General features: G+C 73.1%; 16 protein-coding genes. 6 read left to right on the forward strand and 10 right to left on the reverse strand.

What is annotated here, in order from left to right; genetic code table 11:
• Positions 1 to 138: 138 nt before the first annotated feature.
• The gene (locus M3147_RS08580; RefSeq protein WP_251203056.1) at positions 139 to 567 is read right to left on the reverse strand and encodes a hypothetical protein; all 429 of its coding nucleotides are present in this window, start codon (positions 565 to 567) and stop codon (positions 139 to 141) included.
• Between the two features lie 108 nt (positions 568 to 675).
• A complete protein-coding gene (locus M3147_RS19515) occupies positions 676 to 4554 on the reverse strand; it encodes an HtaA domain-containing protein (RefSeq protein WP_251203057.1) in 3879 nt (1292 codons plus the stop codon).
• Positions 4555 to 4718: 164 nt separating this feature from the next.
• Here M3147_RS19515 and M3147_RS08590 point away from each other — a divergent pair, with 164 nt between their 5' ends.
• The 3 genes from M3147_RS08590 (at position 4719) to M3147_RS08600 (ending at position 7782) form a co-directional block, all read left to right on the forward strand.
• A complete protein-coding gene (locus M3147_RS08590) occupies positions 4719 to 5852 on the forward strand; it encodes a heme/hemin ABC transporter substrate-binding protein (protein ID WP_251203058.1) in 1134 nt (377 codons plus the stop codon).
• 125 nt (positions 5853 to 5977) lie between these two features.
• Entirely contained in the window at positions 5978 to 7009 is a 1032-nt protein-coding gene (locus M3147_RS08595) for a FecCD family ABC transporter permease (RefSeq protein ID WP_251203305.1), read from the forward strand.
• Complete coding sequence (locus tag M3147_RS08600) at positions 7006 to 7782, forward strand: heme ABC transporter ATP-binding protein (RefSeq protein ID WP_251203059.1); 777 nt, start codon at positions 7006 to 7008, stop codon at positions 7780 to 7782. The genes M3147_RS08595 and M3147_RS08600 overlap by 4 nt, the downstream gene beginning before the upstream one ends.
• A gap of 255 nt (positions 7783 to 8037) precedes the next feature.
• On the opposite strand, the gene M3147_RS08605 is transcribed toward M3147_RS08600, so the two are convergent.
• Positions 8038 to 8412, reverse strand: a complete 375-nt coding sequence (locus M3147_RS08605) for a sterol carrier family protein (RefSeq protein WP_251203060.1) — start codon at positions 8410 to 8412, stop codon at positions 8038 to 8040.
• Positions 8413 to 8444: 32 nt separating this feature from the next.
• Here M3147_RS08605 and purD point away from each other — a divergent pair, with 32 nt between their 5' ends.
• Both purD and M3147_RS08615 read left to right on the forward strand, forming a co-directional pair.
• Positions 8445 to 9770, forward strand: coding sequence for a phosphoribosylamine--glycine ligase (gene purD / locus M3147_RS08610; protein WP_251203061.1), 1326 nt, complete (start codon positions 8445 to 8447; stop codon positions 9768 to 9770).
• 12 nt (positions 9771 to 9782) lie between these two features.
• Complete coding sequence (locus M3147_RS08615) at positions 9783 to 10721, forward strand: phosphoribosylaminoimidazolesuccinocarboxamide synthase (protein ID WP_251203062.1); 939 nt, start codon at positions 9783 to 9785, stop codon at positions 10719 to 10721.
• Between the two features lie 114 nt (positions 10722 to 10835).
• On the opposite strand, the gene aldh is transcribed toward M3147_RS08615, so the two are convergent.
• The 7 genes from aldh to M3147_RS08650 form a co-directional block, all read right to left on the reverse strand.
• Complete coding sequence (gene aldh, locus M3147_RS08620) at positions 10836 to 12212, reverse strand: aldehyde dehydrogenase AldH (protein ID WP_251203063.1); 1377 nt, start codon at positions 12210 to 12212, stop codon at positions 10836 to 10838.
• A gap of 32 nt (positions 12213 to 12244) precedes the next feature.
• Positions 12245 to 13813, reverse strand: coding sequence for a GMC family oxidoreductase (locus tag M3147_RS08625; RefSeq protein WP_251203064.1), 1569 nt, complete (start codon positions 13811 to 13813; stop codon positions 12245 to 12247).
• The gene (locus M3147_RS08630; RefSeq protein WP_251203065.1) at positions 13810 to 14355 is read right to left on the reverse strand and encodes a hypothetical protein; all 546 of its coding nucleotides are present in this window, start codon (positions 14353 to 14355) and stop codon (positions 13810 to 13812) included. Before M3147_RS08630 ends, M3147_RS08625 begins: the two co-directional genes overlap by 4 nt.
• A gap of 73 nt (positions 14356 to 14428) precedes the next feature.
• Complete coding sequence (locus tag M3147_RS08635) at positions 14429 to 15631, reverse strand: substrate-binding domain-containing protein (RefSeq protein ID WP_251203066.1); 1203 nt, start codon at positions 15629 to 15631, stop codon at positions 14429 to 14431.
• The gene (locus tag M3147_RS08640) at positions 15631 to 16737 is read right to left on the reverse strand and encodes an ABC transporter permease (RefSeq protein WP_251203067.1); all 1107 of its coding nucleotides are present in this window, start codon (positions 16735 to 16737) and stop codon (positions 15631 to 15633) included. The genes M3147_RS08635 and M3147_RS08640 overlap by 1 nt, the downstream gene beginning before the upstream one ends.
• Positions 16734 to 17843 (reverse strand): ABC transporter permease, encoded by a 1110-nt coding sequence (locus M3147_RS08645; RefSeq protein WP_251203068.1) that lies wholly within the window; start codon positions 17841 to 17843, stop codon positions 16734 to 16736. Before M3147_RS08645 ends, M3147_RS08640 begins: the two co-directional genes overlap by 4 nt.
• Positions 17840 to 19321: a sugar ABC transporter ATP-binding protein gene (locus M3147_RS08650; RefSeq protein WP_251203069.1), complete on the reverse strand. Its 1482-nt coding sequence runs from the start codon at positions 19319 to 19321 to the stop codon at positions 17840 to 17842. Before M3147_RS08650 ends, M3147_RS08645 begins: the two co-directional genes overlap by 4 nt.
• A 182-nt stretch (positions 19322 to 19503) precedes the next feature.
• Here M3147_RS08650 and M3147_RS08655 point away from each other — a divergent pair, with 182 nt between their 5' ends.
• Positions 19504 to 20184 carry a GntR family transcriptional regulator gene (locus M3147_RS08655; RefSeq protein WP_251203070.1) on the forward strand — a complete coding sequence of 227 codons (681 nt, stop codon included), beginning with the start codon at positions 19504 to 19506 and terminating at the stop codon, positions 20182 to 20184.
• Positions 20185 to 20190: the final 6 nt, after the last annotated feature.

Genomic DNA, 20190 nt, shown 5'->3' on the forward strand with positions numbered 1-20190 from the left:
GACTTGCCCGACTTTCATGAAAGTCGGGCAAGTCGGAATCAGCACCCCAGCACCCCAGCACCCCAGCACCCCAGCACCCCAGCACCCCAGTTGCCCGACTTTCATGAAAGTCGGGCAAGTCCGGGGGGAGAGCGCGGGTCAGTCGTCGACGCGGTGGGTCTCGTCGCGCTCGACGACGACGCGCGTGGTGCGCCGCGCGAGCGTGCGGTCGACGATGAGCGCGGTGAGCGCGCCGAGCGCGGCTCCGAACGCGACCCCGCCGAGCAGCAGAAAGCCGAACACCTGGCCCGAGTTGTACGTGAAGTCCTGCGCGACCCGGTCGGGGTCGGGCGTGAAGGCGAGCGAGAGCACGAGCGCGACGAGCGCACCCACGACCCCGCCCACGAGCAGGAACGCGCCGAAGCGCGGCGCCCGGCGCACGGCGACCTCGTCGCGGCTCGTCTCGATCTCGACGACGGGCTCGACGGGCGCGGATGCCTCGGGCTGGACCGGCGCGGATGCCTCGTCGGCGGCGTGCGGCTGCGCGCCCCGGTCGGCGGCGGGATCGGGCTGGTCGTCGGTGCTCACCCCTCCATTGTCCCGCATCGACCCGGAACCGGAGACCGGCGCGGAAACGGCGCCGACCAGGAGTCCCGATGACTCCCGGCCGGCGCCAGACTTCGCGGATGCCGCAGCCTACGCCTCGGTGCGTCCCACCGCCCGGCGGCGGAGCAGCACGACCAGCACGACGGCCACGACGAGCAGCAGTAGTGCGACGCCGCCCCAGATCAGCCACGGGCTGACGCCGGCGGTCTCGACGACCTCGGTGCGCTCGGCATCCGTGCGCTGCACCGTCCCGTCGTCGGTGGCGACGGCCGGAGCCACCACACCGCAGTCGGCGGGCAGCGTGAGGCTGAACGTCACCGGATCGAGCTCCTCGCCCGCGGCGTAGGTGCCGAAGGCGGTGGCGCCCTGCTCGGTGAGCACGGCCGGCACGTCGCGCGCGGCGAGGGTCGCGCCGTCCGCCGCGAGGCCCGACAGTTCGAGCTCGGCGAAGCGTACACCCTTCGCCTCGACGGGTGCGCCGTCCTGCGTGGTGCCGGTCACGTCGAGCAGCAGGTACGCCTCCTCGGCGCTCACGAACTCGAGCTTCGGGTTCGCGATCGTCGTGTCGAGCGCCCCGTCGTGACCGGTGAACTCGACCGAGCCGGGGAACGCCACGACGCCGCGCAGCGTCTTCGCGTCGAGCGAACCGGTGCCGCCGGTGAAGGCGAAGCGCCCGCCCTGCTCGGCCGCGCCCGTCACGGTCCAGCTGCCGTTCGCGATGCCGCTCTCGAGGTACTGCAGGAAGCTCGCCTTGAAACCCCAGTCGAGGGTGCCCTCGGTCGCGAGGCACTGGTTCGCGACGGCGGCGAGGGTGAACACGACGCCCTTCGAGATCGAGCCCTGGAAGGTGAGCGTGTGCTCGCCCGCCTCGAGACCGGCGGGCAGCGCCCCGGTCCACGTGACGACGCCGTTCGCGTCGGCCGTGAGGTTCTCGGCCAGCACGGTCGGGGTCGAGTAGACGACCACCATGATGCCGGTCTCGCTCGGCTCGAAGCCGTCGACCGAGATCGTCACCGGCTTGCCCGCGACGAGGTCGGCGAGCACGGCCGGGGCGAGCTGGATGCCGGTGGTCGCCGGCGGCGTGAGCGGCACCGGCTTCGCGGCCGACGCGGGCGAGGCCGAGGCTGTGGTGCCGGTGTTGCCGGCCGGCGCCGCGCCGGGGCTGCCGATCACGACCGTGACCGGGTCGAGCGCCTTGCCGCTGCCGTAGTAGCCCTGGAAGGCGTCGGCCCCGGCCGCCGTCAGCGTGGCGGGGGCGCCGGCGAAGCGCGTCGCGCCGCCCACGGTGGACTTGGCGGCCGCGCCGAGGTCGACGGTCGCGAAGTCGATCCGCGAGCCGTTCGCGGTCAGCTCGAGCACCCCGCTCGTCGCGCTCGTCACGCGGAGCGTCGGGTTCGAGAAGGTGACGTCGAGGATGCCGCCGTGCCCCGTGAACCGCACCGAGCCGGAGTAGTCCGCCGTGCCCGTGCCGCTCGCAGCGGTGAAGCTGCCGCCCGACTGGCCGAACTGGAACGCCCCGCCCGCCTGGGTCGCGCCGGAGCCGACCGTGATCGAGCCGCGGGCGATCGGCCCGACGACGTAGGAGCGGAACGCCCCCGCGATCCCCCAGCTGAGCGAACCGCTCGAGACCGGGTTCGTGGTGCCCGGGTTCGTCGGCGTCACCGGCGGCTTCGGCTCCGGCGGGACGACCGTGCCGCCCTTCACCGTGATCGGCGCGAAGGCGTCCAGCGAGCGGTCGGTCCCCGAGAGGCCGTGCGCGGCCGAGGAGGCGACCGTGTACCGCTTCTTCGCGTCGAACGCCCCCGCGGGCACCTTCAGTTCGATCGAGAAGGCGCCGTCCACGATCTGGCTGGGCATCACCCAGCCCATCGCGAGCCAGCCCTCGGCGACGAGCGGGCCCTGACCAGCCCAGATCGTCGCGTCGCCGAGCAGCACATACGCGCCGTTCGCGGCGCCGGCACCGGTGTAGCCCGTGCCGCTGACCGTGAAGGTCTGCGCCTTCGAGGCATCCACGTCCTTCGACGGGGTGACCGTGAGCTTCGGGTTCGGCGCGTCGGCCTTCAGCGTGATGGGCGCGAAGGCATCCATCGTGCGGTTGAAGACCGAGAGGCTGTGCGCGGCCGAGGTGGCCACCGTGTAGCGCTTGGCCGGGTCGAACGACTTAGCCGGCACCTTCAGTTCGACGGTGAACCGGCCGTCGACGATCTGGTTCGGCACGACCCATGCCTGCGCCAGCCAGCCGTCGGCGACGAGGGCGCCGTCGCCGGTCCAGGTGGTCGCGTCGCCGAGCAGCACGTACACGCCCTGCGCGGCCCCGCCGCCGAGGTAGTTCTCGCCCGTGATCGTGAAGGTCTGCGCCGCGTTCGGGTCGACCTCGGTCGCCGGGGTGACCGTGAGCGTCGGCTTCGGTTTCACCGGAGCGATGGTGATCGGCGCGAAGGCGTCGAGCGAGCGGTCGCTCCCGGAAAGGGCGTGCGCCGCCGAAGAGGCCACCGTGTACGCCTTGGCCGGGTCGAACGAGGTGGCCGGCACCTTCACCTCGACGCTGAACGACCCGTCGACGATCTGGTTCGGCTTCACCCACGCCTGCGCGAGCCAGCCGTCGGCGACGAGCGGGCCGTCACCGGTCCAGATCGTCGCGTCGCCGATGAGCACGTAGGCACCCATCGCGGCCCCGGCGCCGAGGTAGCCGCTGCCCTGCACCGTGAAGGTCTGCTCGACCGTCGAGTCGACGTCGTTCGACGGGGAGATGGTGAGCTTCGGCACGACCGGTGCCGCGGCGAACTCGATCGGGGTGAACGTCTCGAACCCGGCGTGCTTCGCCCCACCGCCCGAGTACGTGGCGATGCCGTAGTTCCCGTCGGCGAGGGCCTTCTCGAACTCACGCACCGTCAGCTCGACCCGGAACGAGCCATCCGCCTCGATCGCGACCGCGCCACGCGCCGCCCCGCCGATCGTCGCGACGTCCTCCGGGTTCACGACCCACTTCTGCGAGTCCACCACCCGCGACGACGCGGGCGCCCCGGCGCTCGGCTTCCAGGCATCCTGGAACGAGCCGAACACCACGTACGCGCCACCGAACTTGCCAGCCAGCGGCGGACGCGCGCCATCCGTCGACGGCGACACCGGCGAGAACCCGGTCCCCGACACCGTCACGACCTCCCCAGCCGCATCCAGCCCGCTCGTCTTCGACACCGACACCGCCGGCACCACCGGCTGCTTCACGGTGATCGGCGCGAAAGCGTCGAGCGAGCGGTCGCTGACGGAGAGCTCGTGGGCCGCCGAGGAGGCGACCGTGTACGTCTTGGCCGGGTCGAACTTGCCCGCGGGGATCGTGATCGACTTGGTGAACGCGCCATCGACGATCTCGCGCGGCATCACCCAGCTCTGCGCGAGCCAACCGTCGGAGACGAGCGGGCCCTCGCCGGCCCAGATGCCGGTCTCGCCGATCAGCAGGTAGGCGCCGTTCTTCGCACCCTGACCGACGAAGCCGGTGCCGGTCACCGTGAACACGTTCTGCACTGCCGGGTCGATGTTCGTCGCCGGGGAGATCGTGAGCTGCGGCGCCGGGGCCGCGAGCGGTGCGGGCGCGTCGACGGGCTCGGTCGAGGGAGCCGCCGGCGCCGGCGCCGGCTCGGCCGGAGCTGTGGGCTCGGCGGCCGGCGCGGTCTCGGCCGCCGAGGCCTCCGGGGCCTCCGGGGTCTCCGGGGTCTCCGGCGCAGCGGATGCCTCGGGCGAAGCCGACTCCGTTCCCGGGACGTCCGCCTCGCTGCTCGAGTCCTCCGGCGCGAGCGGCGCCTCCGCGACGAGCGGTGCGGCGCTCGGCGTCGACTCCTCGGCGAGCGCGGGGCCCGCCGACATGAGCGAGCCGCCCGCGACGAGCAGGGCGGCGAGCCCGCTTGCGAGCCAGCGGGTCACTGTTCCGGCGCGGGTCGCCGATCGAGCGGTGGTCGGTGACGGTGTCTTCACGACGCGGTCCTCCAGGCATGACGAAGCCGCGCGGCGCACGTCGGCGAGCGCGGCTTTCAGTGGTGGTGATCGGGGGAAATCAATTGAGGTTAGGCTTGGCTAAGACGAACCTATGCCTCCCGCTGACGCCCTGTCAACATTGAGGTTAGGCTAACCTCACTCCGATGACCTCACGCACCCGCCCCCGCTCGGCGCGCACGCGCCTCGCCGCCCTCGCGACCCTCGCGGTCGTGCTGCTCAGCGGCTGCGCCACCGGCGCAGCGGCCGGCCCCGCGGCCGTCGCCCCGAACTGCGTCGACGCCGAAGTGCCCTTCGCCGAACTCGCCATCGAGCAGGCGCCGCGCGAGACCGTCGGCGAATCGACCGCGTGCCTCGCGAACGCCGCGCTCCCGGTCGTCGAGAGCGACGAGCAGCCGACGCTCCCGGTCACGGTCACCGACGCGAAGGGCAACGAGGTCACGGTCGAGGATGCCTCGCGCATCCTCCCCCTCGACATCTCCGGCTCGCTCGCCGCGACCGTCTTCGGCCTCGGCCTCGGCGACCGCGTCGTCGGCCGCGACGGCTCCACCGGCTTCGCCGAGGCGGCGGAACTGCCCGTCGTCACGCACGGCGGCCACAACATCACCGCCGAGGCGATCCTCGCGCTCGACCCGAGCGTCGTCATCACCGACACGACGCTCGGCCCCCTCGACGTGCTCGACCAGTTGCGCGACGCCGGCATCCCCGTCGTGCTCACCACCTCCGAGCGCAGCCTCGACACCATCGACGTGCTCATCGAGCAGGTCGCGACCGCCCTCGGCGTGCCCGAGCGCGGCGAACTGCTCGCCGCCCAGGTCGACGACGAGCTCGCGAGCACCACCGCCCAGATCGCCGCAGCCGTGCCGGCCGATCCCGACGTGCGCCCGCGCGTGCTGTTCCTCTACGTGCGCGGCTCCGCGAACGTCTACTACCTCTTCGGCGAGGAGTCCGGCGCCGACGCCCTCATCGAGGCGATCGGCGGCGTCGACATCGCGGGCGAGATCGGCTGGAAGGGCATGCGCCCGGTCACCGCCGAAGCGCTCGTCGCCGCCCAGCCCGACGTCGTCCTGCTCATGACCGACGGGCTCGAGTCGGTCGGCGGCGTCGACGGGCTGCTCGAGCGAGTGCCCGCGCTCGCTTCGACGCCCGCCGGCGAGCACCGCCGATTCGTCGACATGGCCGACACCGAGATCCTGAGCTTCGGGCCGCGCGCCCCGCACATCGTCGAGGCCCTCGCCCGCGCGGTGTGGGCGCCGACGCAGTCCGGCCCGCTGCCGTGACCGGCACGGGCACCGGCACGGCCACCGGCACCGGCACCGGCACGGCCGAGGCGGGCACGAGGGGCGCGGGCACGACCCAGGAACCGCTCGACCCCGTCACCGCCCCGCCGAGCGGCCGGGTCACGCTGCGCGCCCGGCGCACGCTGCTGTTCACCGGCCTCGCCCTCGGTCTCGTCGTCGCCGCGGTCGTCGCCGCGGGCACCGGGCAGCTCGCCATCCCGCCCGGTGAGGTGTGGGCCTCGATCCTGCGCGGCCTCGGCCTCTCGAACGCGCCCGAGACCGTGCCGAACGCGGACTCGGCGCTCTGGAACATCCGCTTCCCGCGCGTCGCCATGGCCGTGCTCATCGGCGCCGCGCTCGCCGTCGCGGGCACCGTCATGCAGGCGATCTTCGCGAACCCGCTCGCCGAACCCGGCGTCGTCGGCGTCTCCTCGGGCGCCGCGCTCGGCGCGGCGAGCGCGATCGTCTTCGGCTGGACCGCCGCAGGCGACCTCGTCACCGCGGGCGCCGCCTTCGTCGCGGGGCTGCTCACGACCCTGCTCGTCTACTTCACGAGTCGCGCGGGCGGCCGCACGGAGGTCGTGACCCTGCTGCTCACCGGCATCGCGATCAACGCCTTCGCGGGCGGGGCGCTCGCGTTCCTGACCTTCCTCGGCGACTCCGGCTCGCGCGAGGAGATCGTGTTCTGGCAGCTCGGCTCGCTGAACGGCGCCCGCTGGCAGGAGGTCGCCGTGATGCTGCCGCTCATCGCGGTCGCGATCACGGGAGCGCTGCTGCTCGGCCGCACCCTCGACCTGTTCTCGCTCGGCGAGCGCGGGGCACGCCACCTCGGCGTGCGGGTCGAGGCCGTGCGGATCACCTCGATCGCGCTCGTCGCCATCCTGGTCTGCTCGGCCGTCGCCTTCGCCGGCATCATCGGCTTCGTCGGCCTCATCGTGCCGCACCTCATGCGCATGGCGATCGGGCCCGCGCACCGCCCACTGCTCATCGCGAGCGCGCTCGGCGGCGCGCTGCTGCTGCTCCTCGCCGACCTCGCGGCGCGCACGCTGGTGCCGATGGCGGAGCTGCCGATCGGCATGCTCACCTCGCTCATCGGCGGTCCCTTCTTCTTCTGGTTGCTGCTGCGCACCCGCCGACGCTCGGGAGGGTGGGGATGACCCGGCCGCCCATACTCGAAGCGCGCGGCCTCTCCGTCGAGATCGACGGCATCCGGCTGCTGCACGAGGTCGACTTCGCCGCGCACTCGGGCCGGGTGCACGCGCTCATCGGCCCGAACGGCGCCGGCAAGTCGACCCTGCTCGCCGCCCTGTCCGGCGATCTGCCCGCGGCCGCCGGAGAGGTGCGGCTCGGCGACGCCCCGCTCGCCGGCCGCAGCCCGAAGGCGCTCGCCCGCGAGCGCGCGGTGCTCACGCAGGACCACCGCGTCTCCTTCCCGTTCCCGGTGCGCGAGGTCGTCGCGATGGGCCGGCATCCCTGGGCCAGGAGCCCGGAAGCCGAGCAGGACGACGCGATCGTCGACGACTCGCTCGCGGTGACGGATGTCTCGCACCTCGCCCATCGCACGGTGCCCTCGCTCTCCGGCGGCGAGCGGGCCCGCGTGGCGCTCGCCCGGGTGCTCGCGCAACGCACCCCCGTGCTGATGCTCGACGAGCCGACCGCCGCGCTCGACCTCAAACATCAGGAGGACGTGCTGCGCCTCGCCCGGACGCACGCACGGCGGGGCGACACCGTGCTCGTCGTGCTGCACGACCTGAACCTCGCCGCGGCCTATGCCGACGACATCACGCTGCTGCGCGGCGGCCGGGTCGTCGCCACCGGGGCCCCGGCCGAGGTGCTGACGGCCGAGCGGATCGAGGCCGTCTACGGGCAGGCCGTCGAGGTGCTGCCGCACCCGCGCACGGGCGTGCCGCTGGTGCTGCCGGTCCGCTGACGCCCGGTTCCCCGAGCCCGCCTGGCTCCCCGAGCTTGTCGAGGGGCCGACTGGTTCCCCGAGCCCGCCTGGTTCCCCGAGCTTGTCGAGGGGAGGCCGCTCGCTTCGACAAGCTCAGCGAACCAAACTGGTTCCCCGAGCCCGCCTGGTTCCCCGAGCCCGACTGGTTCCCCGAGCTTGTCGAGGGGCACGCCCGCTTCGACAAGCTCAGCGAACCAGGGGCGCCCCGCTTCGACGAGCTCAGCGAACCACGGGTCAGCGCGCGAGGCCGCCGATGACCGGCACGTGCCCCTCGAGGTCGGCACGCTGACCGGAGGCGTGCACCCGCCCGCTCGTCCGCGCCGTCTCCCACGTGGCGCGGCCGGTCGCGAGGCCGAGCCAGGTCGAGGCATCCGTTTCGACGACGTTCGGCGGAGTGCCGCGCGTGTGCCGCGGCCCCTCGATGCACTGCACCGCGCCGAACGGGGGCACCCGCACCTCGACCGTGCCGCCGGGCGAGAGTTCGGCGAGCAGCTGCAGGGTGTACCGCACGGCGAGCGCAAGCTGCGGGCGGGCGATGCCGTCGCCCTCGCGCGCCCACTCCGCGACCGCGTCGCGTCCTGCGATGTCATCGATCCTCGCCCGTGCCATCCCGCCATTCTCCCTCGCGGTAGCCTGTGGGGGTGAAGATCCTCGTCCTCGGCTCGGGCGCGCGCGAGCACGCCATCATCCTCGCCCTGCTCGACGAGGAGGCCGGTCACGAGATCGTCGCGGCCCCCGGCAACGCGGGCATCGCGGGCTCTCCGACCGACTCCGCCCGGGGCAGCGTCACGACGATCGCGCTCGATCCGACCGACCCCGCCGTCGTGACGGACTACGCGCGCGACAACGGCACCGAGCTCGTCGTCGTCGGGCCCGAGGCGCCCCTCGTCGCGGGTGTCGCCGACGCGCTCCGCGCCGCCGGCATCCCGGTGTTCGGCCCGAACCGCGAGGCCGCCGCCCTCGAGGGCTCGAAGACCTTCGCGAAGCGCATCATGGACGCCGCGAACGTGCCGACCGGCCGGGCCGTCCGGGCCGGTGACCTCGACGAGGTCGCCCGCACGCTCGACGAGTTCGGCGCGCCCCACGTGGTGAAGGCCGACGGGCTCGCCGCCGGCAAGGGTGTGCTCGTGACGGACGACCGGGACGCCGCCCTCGCGCACGCCGCGCACTACCTGCAGCAGGGCCCGGTGCTCGTCGAGGAGTTCCTCGACGGCCCCGAGGTGTCGCTGTTCCTCCTCTCCGACGGCGAGCACGTGCTGCCGCTCTCGCCTGCGCAGGACTACAAGCGCCTGCTCGACGGCGACCAGGGCCCGAACACGGGCGGGATGGGCGCGTACTCGCCGCTGCCCTGGCTCGCCGGCGCCACGAACGGCCGCGGCGACGTGTTCGGCAGCGAGGAGGCCTTCGTCGACGAGGTGATCGAGTCGATCGCTCTGCCGACCGTGCGCCAGCTCGCCGCTGAGGGCACCCCCTTCGCCGGGCTGCTGTACGCCGGGCTCATCCTCACCAGCCGGGGCATCCGCGTCATCGAGTTCAACGCCCGCTTCGGCGACCCCGAGACCCAGGTCGTGCTGCCGCGCCTCGCGACCCCGCTGTCCGGGCTGCTGCTCGCCGCCGCCACCGGCGGGCTCGGCGGGCTGCCGAAGCCCGAGTTCCGGCCCGAGGCCGCCGTCACGGTCGTGCTCGCGAGCGAGGGCTACCCCGAGCGGCCCGAAACGGGTCGCGCGATCGAGGGCATCGACCAGGCCGCCGAGGTGCCCGGCGTGCACCTCGCCCACGCCGCGACCGCCGTGGCGGCGAGCGACGAGGCGCCCGGGCTCGTCGCGACCGGCGGCCGGGTGCTGAATGTCGTCGCCGTCGGCGAGGACTTCGCCGAGGCCCGGCGCCGCGCCTACGACGCGATCGGCCGCATCCGCTTGGACGGCGGCCAGTACCGCACCGACATCGCGGCTCGCGTCGCCGACTGAAGGAAGCAACGGATGACGAACGCCCCCGAGCTGCCCGGCTGGCAGCACGTCTATTCGGGCAAGGTGCGCGACCTCTACGTGCCCGCGACGACGCCCGACGACGACGACTCGTGGACGGGCGATCCGCTGCGCCGTTCCCCGATCGTGCTCGTCGTCGCGAGCGACCGGGTGAGCGCCTTCGACCGGGTGCTCGACCCGGCGATCCCGGGCAAGGGCGCGCTGCTCACGGAGCTCACGCACTGGTGGTTCGAGCAGCTGCCCGAGGTGCCGAACCATCTCGTGCAGCCCCTCGACGACCGCTTCGAGGTGCCCGAGGTGCCGGCCGAGGTCGCCGCACGGGCGACGGTGTGCCGCACGCTCGACATGTTCCCGGTGGAGTGCGTCGTGCGCGGCTACCTCACCGGCGGCGGCTACCAGGAGTACCTGCAGACGGGCGCGATCGGCGGGATGCCGCTGCCCGCGGGACTCTCCGACGGCGACCAGCTGCCCGAGCCGGTGTACACGCCGGCGTGGAAGGCGCCCGTCGGCGAGCACGACGTGAACGTGTCGTACGAGCGCACGGTCGAGCTCGTCGGCGAGGTCGTCGCCGAGCAGCTGCGCACGATCTCGCTCGAGGTGTTCGCGAAGGCCTCCGCGATCGCCGAGGCGCACGGCGTCATCCTCGCCGACACGAAGTTCGAGTTCGGCGCCGACCGGGAGACGGGCATCGTCACGCTCGGCGACGAGGTGCTCACGAGCGACTCGAGCCGCTACTGGGATGCCGAGGCCTACGCCCGCAGCGACGCCCCGCTCGGCGAGCGGCTCGCGAGTTTCGACAAGCAGATCGTGCGCGACTGGCTGAGCGCGAACTGGGACCGCGCGAGCGGCGGCGAGCCGCCGGTCCTGCCGCAGGACGTCGTCGAGCGCACCGCCGCCCGCTACGGCGAGCTGCTCACCCGCCTGCGCGGCTGACCCACCTCAAACCCAGAGTTGCCCACCCCAAACCCAGAGTTGCCCACCCCAAAACCAGAGTTGCCCGACTTTCATGAAAGTCGGGCAACTCCGGTGTGAGGTGGGGCCGGCGGGTCAGGCCGTCCAGGCGGTCTTGATGTTCACGAACTCGCGGATGCCGAAGGCGCCGAGCTCGCGGCCGTAGCCGGAGTCCTTCACGCCGCCGAAGGGCAGCCCGAAGAACGAGGCCGAGTTGCCGTTCGCGAACACCGCGCCGAACTCGAGCTCGTCCTGCAGCCGGGCGATCTCCTCGGCGTCCGTCGTCCAGACGCTCGCGGCGAGGCCGAACTCGGAGTCGTTCGCCAGCTCCACCGCCTCCTCGAGCGAGCCGACCCGGTACACGCACGCGACCGGGCCGAAGCACTCCTCGCGGAAGATCCGCATCTCGGGAGTGACGTCGGTGAGCACCGTCGCCGGGTAGAACCAGCCGGGGCCGCCGGGCAGCTCGCCGCCCGTGTGCACCGTCGCGCCCTTCGCGATCGCGTCGGCGACGAGCTCGTGGGCGTCGGCCCGCACCTGCTCGGTCGCCATCGGCCCGAAGCCCGTCGCCGGGTCGAAGGGGTCGCCCGCGGTCGTCGCGCGCATCCGCTCGAGGAACAGCGCGAACCACTCGTCGTAGACGTCGTCGTGCACGTAGAAGCGCTTCGCGCAGATGCAGCTCTGCCCGCTGTTCTGCGTGCGCGAGGCCGCGCCCGCCTCGGCGGACTTCGCGACGTCGGCGCTCGGCAGCACCACGAACGCGTCGGTGCCGCCGAGCTCCAGCACGCTCTTCTTGATGTTGCGCCCGGCGGCCTCGGCGACCGCGGCCCCGGCGCCGACGGAGCCGGTCAGGGTCACGGCGCGGATGCGGCGGTCCTGGATCAGGGCGGATGCCGCGGCCCCCTCGATGAGCAGCGTCTGGAACGCGCCCGCCGGGAACCCGGCCCGCTCGAACAGCTCGCCGAGGTACAGCGCCGTCTGCGGCACGCTCGAGGCGTGCTTCAGGAGCCCGGTGTTGCCCGCCATGAGCGCGGGCGCCGCGAAGCGGATCACCTGCCAGTAGGGGTAGTTCCACGGCATCACGGCGAGCACCGTGCCGATCGGCTGGTAGACGACGCGCGCCGCGCTCGCCCCGACGGTGGCGGCCGGCACCGGCTCCTCCGCAGCAAGGTACTCCTCGGCGTGGTCGGCGTACCAGCGCATGCCGTTCGCCGACTTCGTCACCTCGTATTTCGCCGTGCCGAGCGTCTTGCCCATCTCGGTCGAGGCGAGCGCGGCCGCCTGCTCGAGGTCGGCGTCGAGGAGGTCGGCGGCCCGGCGCATCCACGCCGCGCGCTCGGCGAACGTCGTGCGGCGCAGCACCGCGTTCGCCGCCTCCGCGCGGGCCAGGATCTGCTCCACCTGCTCGGGCGTGTGCGGCGCGAACTCGCGCTCCACCGCTCCCGTCGTCGGGTTGATCGTCGCGATCACCATTTCGTTGTCCTTCCGTGTTCTCCGCGCCGCGATCAGCGTTCGCCGCGGCGTCGCGCGTCGACGATCCGGTCGCCCTGCCGGAGGGAGAGCGCCATGATCGTCAGGGTCGGGTTCGCCGCGGCGCCGGTGGTGAACACCGAGCCGTCCGAGACGAAGAGGTTGGGCACGCCGTGCACGCGCCCCTCGGGGTCGACGACCCCGTCGGCGGGGTCCGCGCTCATGCGCGCGGTGCCGAGGTTGTGCCCGGACGGCATCGCGGGGGCGCGCCAGACGCGCTCGGCGCCGACCGCGCGGAACATCGCCTCGACGCGGCCGTAGGCGTGCTCGCGCATCGCGACGTCGTTCGGATGGTCGTCGTAGTGCACCTCGGGGGCGGGCAGCCCCCAGCGGTCGACTAGCGTGCTCGACAGCGTCACCCGGTTGCCGGGCTGCGGCAGGTCCTCGCCGCAGATCCAGCTCGCGGCCGTCCGGGTGTAGCCCTCGACGCGGGCGGTGAAGTCGGCGCCCCAGCCACCGGGCTCCATGAAGGTGGTGAACGAGGGCAGCCCCTGCGAGATCGTCTCCAGGTAGTAGCCGCCCGCGAAGCCGCGCTCGGGGTCGTGCCGGGACTCGTCGGCGACGATGCCCGCCATGTTCTCGCCGCGGTACATGTGCACCTCGTCGGGGAACTGCCCGTAGACGACGCCGGTCGTGTGCCGCATGTAGTGCCGGCCGAGGTGGTCGGAGGCGTTGCCGAGGCCGCGCTCGTGCCCGGTGGTCGCCGAGAGCAGCAGCAGCCGCGGAGTCTCGATGGCGTTGCCGGCGACGGCGACGAGCGCCGCGCGCTGCCGTCGGAGGACGCCGTCGCGGTCGAGGTACTCGACCCCGTCGGCCCGACCAGCCGCGTCGAGGGTGATCCGCACGGCGTGCGACTCGGGGCGCAGCTCGAAGCGCTCGGTCGCGATCGCCTTCGGGATCTCGCTGACGAGCGGGGTCCATTTCGAGCGGCGACGGTCGCCCTGCGAATTGAAACCGTCCTGGATGGTGCCGGGGCGACCGTCGTAGGGTTCGACGTTCGTCGCGTACGGCCCGGTCGCGTAGTGGCGGTAGCCGACCCGTTCCGCACCGTTCGCGAAGACCCGGTAGGAGGTGTTCGCCGGCATGGGCGGGCGCCCCTCGCGGTGCGAGACGCCCATCGCCCGCTCCGACTCCGCGTAGTAGGGGGCGAGCTCGGCCGGGTCGATGGGCCAGTCCGCGAGCGAGGCGCCCGCGATCTCCCCGTAGCTCGAGCGGGTGCGGAACTCGTGATCCTTGAAGCGCGGCGTGAGGCCGGTCCAGAGCAGCGCGGTGCCGCCGACGGCGTGGCCGTTCCAGGCGGGGAGGGCGGGGAAGTCGCGCGCGAGCGTCCATCCCCCCGTCGCCTGCCGCGCCTCGAGCCAGGACAGCTGCGCGAAGGCGATCCGTTCGTCGTCGACGAAGTCCTCGGGGTCGATCCAGCGCCCGGACTCGAGCATGACGACGTCGAGCCCGGCGCGGGCGAGCCGCAGTGCCAGGCTCGCCCCGCCCGGGCCGGAGCCGACGATGACGGCGACGTCCGCGTCATCCAGTTCGTAGTGCCTCATGCGGTCGCCTCCGCGCCGGTCGATGCGGCCGCGGCCGATGCGGCCGACGCGGCCGACGCGGCCGATGCGACGGATGGGTCGAGCGGGCCGAGCTCGACGAGCGGCTCGTCCGACTCGACGACCCGCGGGTCCGGCAACCAGGGCAACTCGTCGAAGCCGCGGTGCAGGTACCCGCCGAGCGCGTACGACGGCCCCGGGTACCCGAGCAGCTGCCACACCTCCCGGTCGTCGTAGAGGTGGAAGCAGATGCGTTCCCGCACGAAGGCGAAGAACGGCTCGCCCTGGTGCGACTCGAGCCAGGCGGTGCGCGCCTCGGCCGTCGCGGCGGCGGGGTCGCCGAGTGCGGCCCCGGCCTCGGCCGCGCCCGCGGCGACGAGCGCGGAGAGCTCGGCGGAAGCCGCAGCGTCGGCGGCGAGGAGCGCGACCGCGCGCTCGTACGGCCCGTCGGGGAGCCGGTCATGCGGGTAGAGCGCCCGCGCGAGCGCGAGCAGCGTGCTGGCGGTGGCGCCCGGAGCGGGGGACGCCGGCTGGTCTTCGGTCATGGTGCCTTCTCGATGGTGCGGAGGGAGCGGATGGGCGGGGCGCCCGGATGCCTCGGGGCGCCCCGCCGTCCGGTCAGGGGATGATGCGGTCGCGCCAGGCATCGGGGAACCCGGGCAGGTCCTCGCCGCCGAACGAGGTCGAGTGCACGTCGGGCATCTCGTCGTTCACGCGCAGCACGGCGTCGAGCTCGGCGCTCGTGATCGGCGTCTGCGGCACCACCCAGTCCTTCGGGATGTCCTGGCCCTGCCAGAGCTGCGTCAGCGCGAGCAGCGCGGTGCGCCACTGGAAGTTCGAGTAGACGCCGCCGAAGCCGTTGAGGTCCCGCTCCTTCCACGCCCGCAGGTACGCCATGTTGTCCTCGCCGTTCACGATCGGCACGTCGACGCCGGCGTCCTCGAACGCCTCGATCGCGGGGACGGACTGGTCGCCGAGGTCGACCCAGACGGCGTCGATCTCGCCCTTCGCGATCTCGTCGGTGACGGCCTTCTTGATCTCGGCCGGGTCGGCGCCCGTGAGGTAGTCGACGTACTCGATGCCGGCGTCGTCGAAGATCTTCTGCGAGGCCGCCCAGCGGGACTCGAAGACGTCGACGCCCGCGGCGGTGCGGAGCGCGACGACCTTGTCGCCCGGCTCGAGCTGGTCGGCGATGAACTCGCCGACGTCGATGCCCCAGGCCATGCCGCCGATCGAGTGCACGAACGAGGTGACGCAGTCGGTGCTCACGGCGCGGTCGAAGACGATGACCGGCTTACCGGTCTCGCAGGCGCGCTCGACGGCCGCGGTCGTCGCGTCGGGCGAGTACGGCGAGATGATGAAGCCGTCGCAGTCGCCCTCATTGACGAAGTAGTCGATATCGGCGACCTGGGTGTCGTCGGAGTCCTGCGCGTCGCGCGTCTCCATCTGCTGCACGACGCCCTGCTCCTGCAGCACCTGGAGCTGCTGGTTCATCGTGATCCAGCCCGTCTGCCGCCAGGTGTTCGAGAGCGAGGCGTTGGCGAAGCACACCTTGCCGGGCCGGTCGAGCGCGTAGTCGGCCGCAGCGACCATGTCGCCCGCCAGATACTGCAGGTAGGGCTTCGCCGGGTCGCCCTCGAACTGCGCGCCGCGGCGCTCGTTCTCGAGGTCGAACTGGGCCTGGTCGAACCAGGGGTTGGCTTCGGCGCTCGGCTCGCTCTCGGATCCGCCGCCGGCGTTCGCGCCGGGCGCGCACGCCGTGAGCGCGAGCGCGAAGACGCCGGCGCCGACGAGGGCGAGGCGGGAGGTGCGTCGTTGCATCATGTTCCTCTCGGTTGCTGTGATGCGGGGGCGGGGGCCCCCTCGCCCGCGCCGGGCTCGGAGCGCGGCGGGACCTCTCGGACCGGCGGACGACGCCGCCGGAAGGTGGTGAGCACGGTGACGGCCATCGCGACGAGGATGATCGCCCCCTGCACGGTGGGTCGCCAGGTGGCGGCCACGCCGACGAAGTTCAGCAGCGTGAACAGGCTCTCGAGCACGAGAGCCCCGGCGACGGCGGAGAGCAGCCAGCCGCGACCGCCGCCGAGCACGACCCCGCCGATGACGCACGCGGTGATCGCCGTGAACTCGTAGCCGGAGCCGACGGAGGGGTGCACGCCCGCGTAGCCGACGAGCAGGATGGCGGCGACCGTCGCGGCGAGCGCGGAGAGCAGGTAGGCGCGCGTCTGCAGCCACCACACGGACGATCCGGCGAGGTGGGCGACCCGCGGGTTGTCGCCCGAGAGGAGGAGGAGCCGACCGAAGGGCCGGCGCACGAGCCAGGAGGCGATGACGACCACGACGACGAGCACGACGACGGCCCAGGGCAGGTAGCCGATGATCGGCAGCTGGAGCCCGCTGCGGCCGAGCACGCGGAACTCCTCCGCCGGGTTCTGTCCTGCGGAGCCGCCGGTCGCGTAGAAGGTGAGCCCGGAGAGGATGAGCATCGTGCCGAGCGTGGTGATGAACCCGGGCACCCTGAGCAGGGTGGTGACGAGGCCGTTCACGAGGCCGACGACGACCGCGACCGCGACCATGAGCAGGACCACCGGCAGGATGCGCGACGGGTCGTCGCCGATGAGCGTGCCGGCGAGCACCACCTGCACGCCGATCACGGCGCCCATCGACAGGTCGAACTCGCCGGAGACGAGCACGAAGTACTGGCCGACGGCGACGATCGCGACCGGGGCCATTCTGGCGATGAGCCGGAGGAACTGATCGGGGGCGGCGAGCTGCGGGTTGTAGGCGACGACCGCGACGAGCAGAGCCACGAGCAGCACCCAGACGATGCCGCCGGGGGTGGCGAGCCCCGCCGCGAGGCGCCTCGCGAGCGGCGGCCGGCTCGGGTCGTACCTGGTGACGGCGGGTTCGGCGACGGTGCCGGTCATCGCTCGGCTCCTTCCGTGACGGAGGCGGTCGGACGGGCGGCGGCGGCCGCGGATGCCTCGGCCGGGGCGGGCCCGGCGGCATCCGTGAACCGGCGCCGCACGAGCGGGGCGGCGCGGCGGGCGTAGAGCGCGACCGCGGCGATGATGACGACGCCGCGCACGACCTCTTTGAGGAACGGGTTCACCTGCAGGATCCCCATCGCACTGTCGACGACGGCGAAGATGAGGATGCCGCCGAGGGTGCCCCAGAGCGAGCCGCGGCCGCCCGCGAGCGAGGCGCCGCCGAGCACGACGGCCGCGATCGAGAGCAGGTCGTACCCGCCCTGCTCCCCGACGGTCGGGCTGCCGACGCCGAGCCGGGCGACGATCACGACGCCCGCGATGCCGGCGCAGAGGCCGGAGAGGGCGTGCGCGACGACCACCGGCGTCCCGGCGCGGACGCCGGACATGCGGGCGACGTGCGCGTCGCCGCCGACGGCGAGCAGGTGCATCCCCATCCGGGTCCGCCCGACCAGGATGACCGCGAGCACGAGGCAGACGAGCATCAGCAGAGTCGGCACGGGCAGCGGACCGACGCTCGCGGAGCCGAAGGCGGCGAGTTCGGGGCTCGCTTTGCCCGTGGTGCCGCGGTAGTAGCTCGCGAGGTAGCCGGCCACGAGCAGTCCGACGCCGAGCGAGGCGATGAAGCCGCTGAGCCGCAGGTAGGCGACGAGGCATCCGGTCAGCGCGCCGATCACGACGGTCGCGACGAGCGCCGTGACGATGCCGGGGACGGTGCCGCCCGAGGCGCCGGCCATCGTTCCGGCGGCGAGGACGCTCGACAGGCTCACGAGGTAGGCGACGGAGAGGTCGAGGCTGCCGACCAGGATGACGAGCGTCTGGCCGATCGCGACGAAGCCGAGCACCGCGATGCTCGTCATGAGCACGGTGAGGTTGCCGGGCGTGAAGAGGTTGCGTCCGGCCGCGGCGACGACGACCGCGGCGACGGCGATGACGCCGAGGAGCACGAGGTAGACACCGGCGGTCGAGCCGAGGCCGCCGCGCAGCCGGGCGATCGCCGCGGACCGGGTGCCGCGGCCGCCGGTCTCGGATGCCGTGCCGCTCATGCCGCGACCGCCGTTCCGGCGGCCAGCGCGGCCACCTGCTCCTCGCTCGGCCCGCGATCGAGGGCGCCGGCGATGCGGCCGTCCCGCATGACGACGACGCGGTCGCTCATGCCGATCACCTCGGGCAGCTCGGAGGAGACCATGACGATCGCGTGCCCGGCCGCGGTGAGCCGGCGCATCACCTCGTAGACCGCGCGCTTCGCCCCCACGTCGATGCCGCGGGTCGGCTCGTCGAGCAGAATCAGTCCCGGGTCGAGCAGCAGCCACTTCGCGAGCACGACCTTCTGCTGATTGCCGCCCGAGAGGTAGCGCACGATCTGCTCGGGCCCGCGGGCCGAGACGTCGAGCTCGGAGAGCAGCGGGGTGAGTCCCCGTGCGGCCGCCCGGGCCCGGCGCGGGGCGCTGGAGCGCACGACGGCGAGCGCGTTGTCCTCGATCGACTGTTCGAGGGCGAGACCGGAGCCCTTGCGGTCCTCCGTGAGATAGGCGATGCCGGCGTCGATGCCGTGCACCGGGCGCCGCGGCCGGTAGCTGCGGCCATCGAGCCGCATCGAGCCGCGGGTGAACGGGGCGACGCCGGCGATGGCCTCGAGCAGCTCGGTGCGCCCCGAGCCCTGCAGTCCGGCGATGCCGAGGATCTCGCCCCGGCGGACCTCGAGCGCGATGCCGTCGAGCTGGGCGTTGCCGCCGCCGTCGATCGAGAGCAGTTCGCTCCGGTCGTCACCGGGCGCCGGATCCGGGAAGAAGGCGGAGAGCGCTCGACCGACCATGAGGCGCACGACCTCGGACTCGTCGGTCTCGGCGGTGTCGAGCGTCGCGACGAGCGCGCCGTCCTTCAGCACGGTGATCTTCGTGCAGAGCTCGAAGATCTCGCGCATGCGGTGCGAGACGTAGAGCACGGCGACGCCGCGGGCGGAGAGCCGGCGGACGATCGCGTAGAGCAGTTCCACCTCGTGCTCGGCGAGGGCGGCGGTGGGCTCGTCCATCGAGATGATGCGCGGCTCGTAGCTCAGCGCCTTCGCGATCTCGACGATCTGCTGCTCGGCGACGGAGAGCGAGCGCACGAGGGCGTTCGGGGAGATGCCGTCGACGCCGATCTCGGCGAGGAGCTCGGCGGCGCGGCGACGCATCGCCCGGCGGTCGACGAGGCCGAGGCGGCGTGGCTCGCGGCCGAGCAGGATGTTCTCGGCGACCGTGCGGTCGGGCAGGAGGTTGAACTCCTGGTAGACCGTCGACACGCCCGCGGCGTAGGCGGCCTGCGGATGGGAGAACGTGCGCGCCTCGCCGTCGATCAGCACCGTGCCCGCGTCGGCCTGCTGCACGCCGGCGAGGATCTTCATGAGCGTCGACTTGCCGGCGCCGTTCTCGCCGACCAGGGCGTGCACCTCGCCCGCCTCCACCCGCAGGTCGACGCCGGCGAGGGCCGGGTAGCCGAAGAAGGACTTCGCGAGGCCTCGCACCTCCAACGCATGGCTCATGCGCACTCCACTCCATCGTGTTGGGGAAACGTTTTCCAACGCCTGTTCAGCGACAGTACCTGCCGATCGATACTGCGTCAAGGATTATCGATAATCCTGCCGTACGCGACCCCGGCCGCGTATGATCGAGCGAGACCGAGGCCCCGAACTGGGGTGCCCGGCGGCCAGCGAAGGGGTGCGGCATGAGTGCAGCCGAGGGCGGGGCCGACTCCAGCCTCCTCGACCGGGCGACCCTCGGCAGCCGGGTGCGCGACTACCTGCTCGTCGAGATCGCGAACGGGCGGCTCGCACCGGGCTCCCCCGTGCGCGAACTCGACATCGCCAAGCGGCTCGGCACGAGTCAGACCCCGGTGCGCGAGGCGTTCCGCGAGCTCGCCGCCTTCGGGCTGCTCGAGGCGCGCAGCCACGTCGGCACCCGGGTGCGCGAGGTGGGCGAGCGCGAGCTCGCCGAGGCGGTGCCGGTGCGTGCCGCGCTCGAGGCCGTCGCGGCCCGGCTCGCCGCCCCGCACGTGGCCGAGGACCCGTCACGGCTCGAGGCCGCGCTCGACGAACTCATCCGCGTCGCCACGCTCGACGACCGCCTCGCCTACGCGAACGCCTGCACCCAGTTCCACCGCGAGGTCGTGCGCTCGGCGCAGAACGACTCCCTGCTCCGCGCCTGGAACGCGCTCGGCATCGAGATCATGACCATCATGACCATGCTGACGAACGAGGAGCCGCTCGACGTCGCCGCCGAGGGGCACCGCGGCATCGTCGAGGCGCTCGCCTCCGGAGACGTCGAACGGTCCGTGGCGATCGTCAACGCGCACGTCGCCGCGTACATCCCCGGCGCGACCGAGCCGCCCGTGCACGTCACCGGCTGACGCCCC

Source organism: Agromyces mediolanus, assembly GCF_023715325.1.
Taxonomy (GTDB): Bacteria; Actinomycetota; Actinomycetes; order Actinomycetales; family Microbacteriaceae; genus Agromyces; species Agromyces mediolanus_A.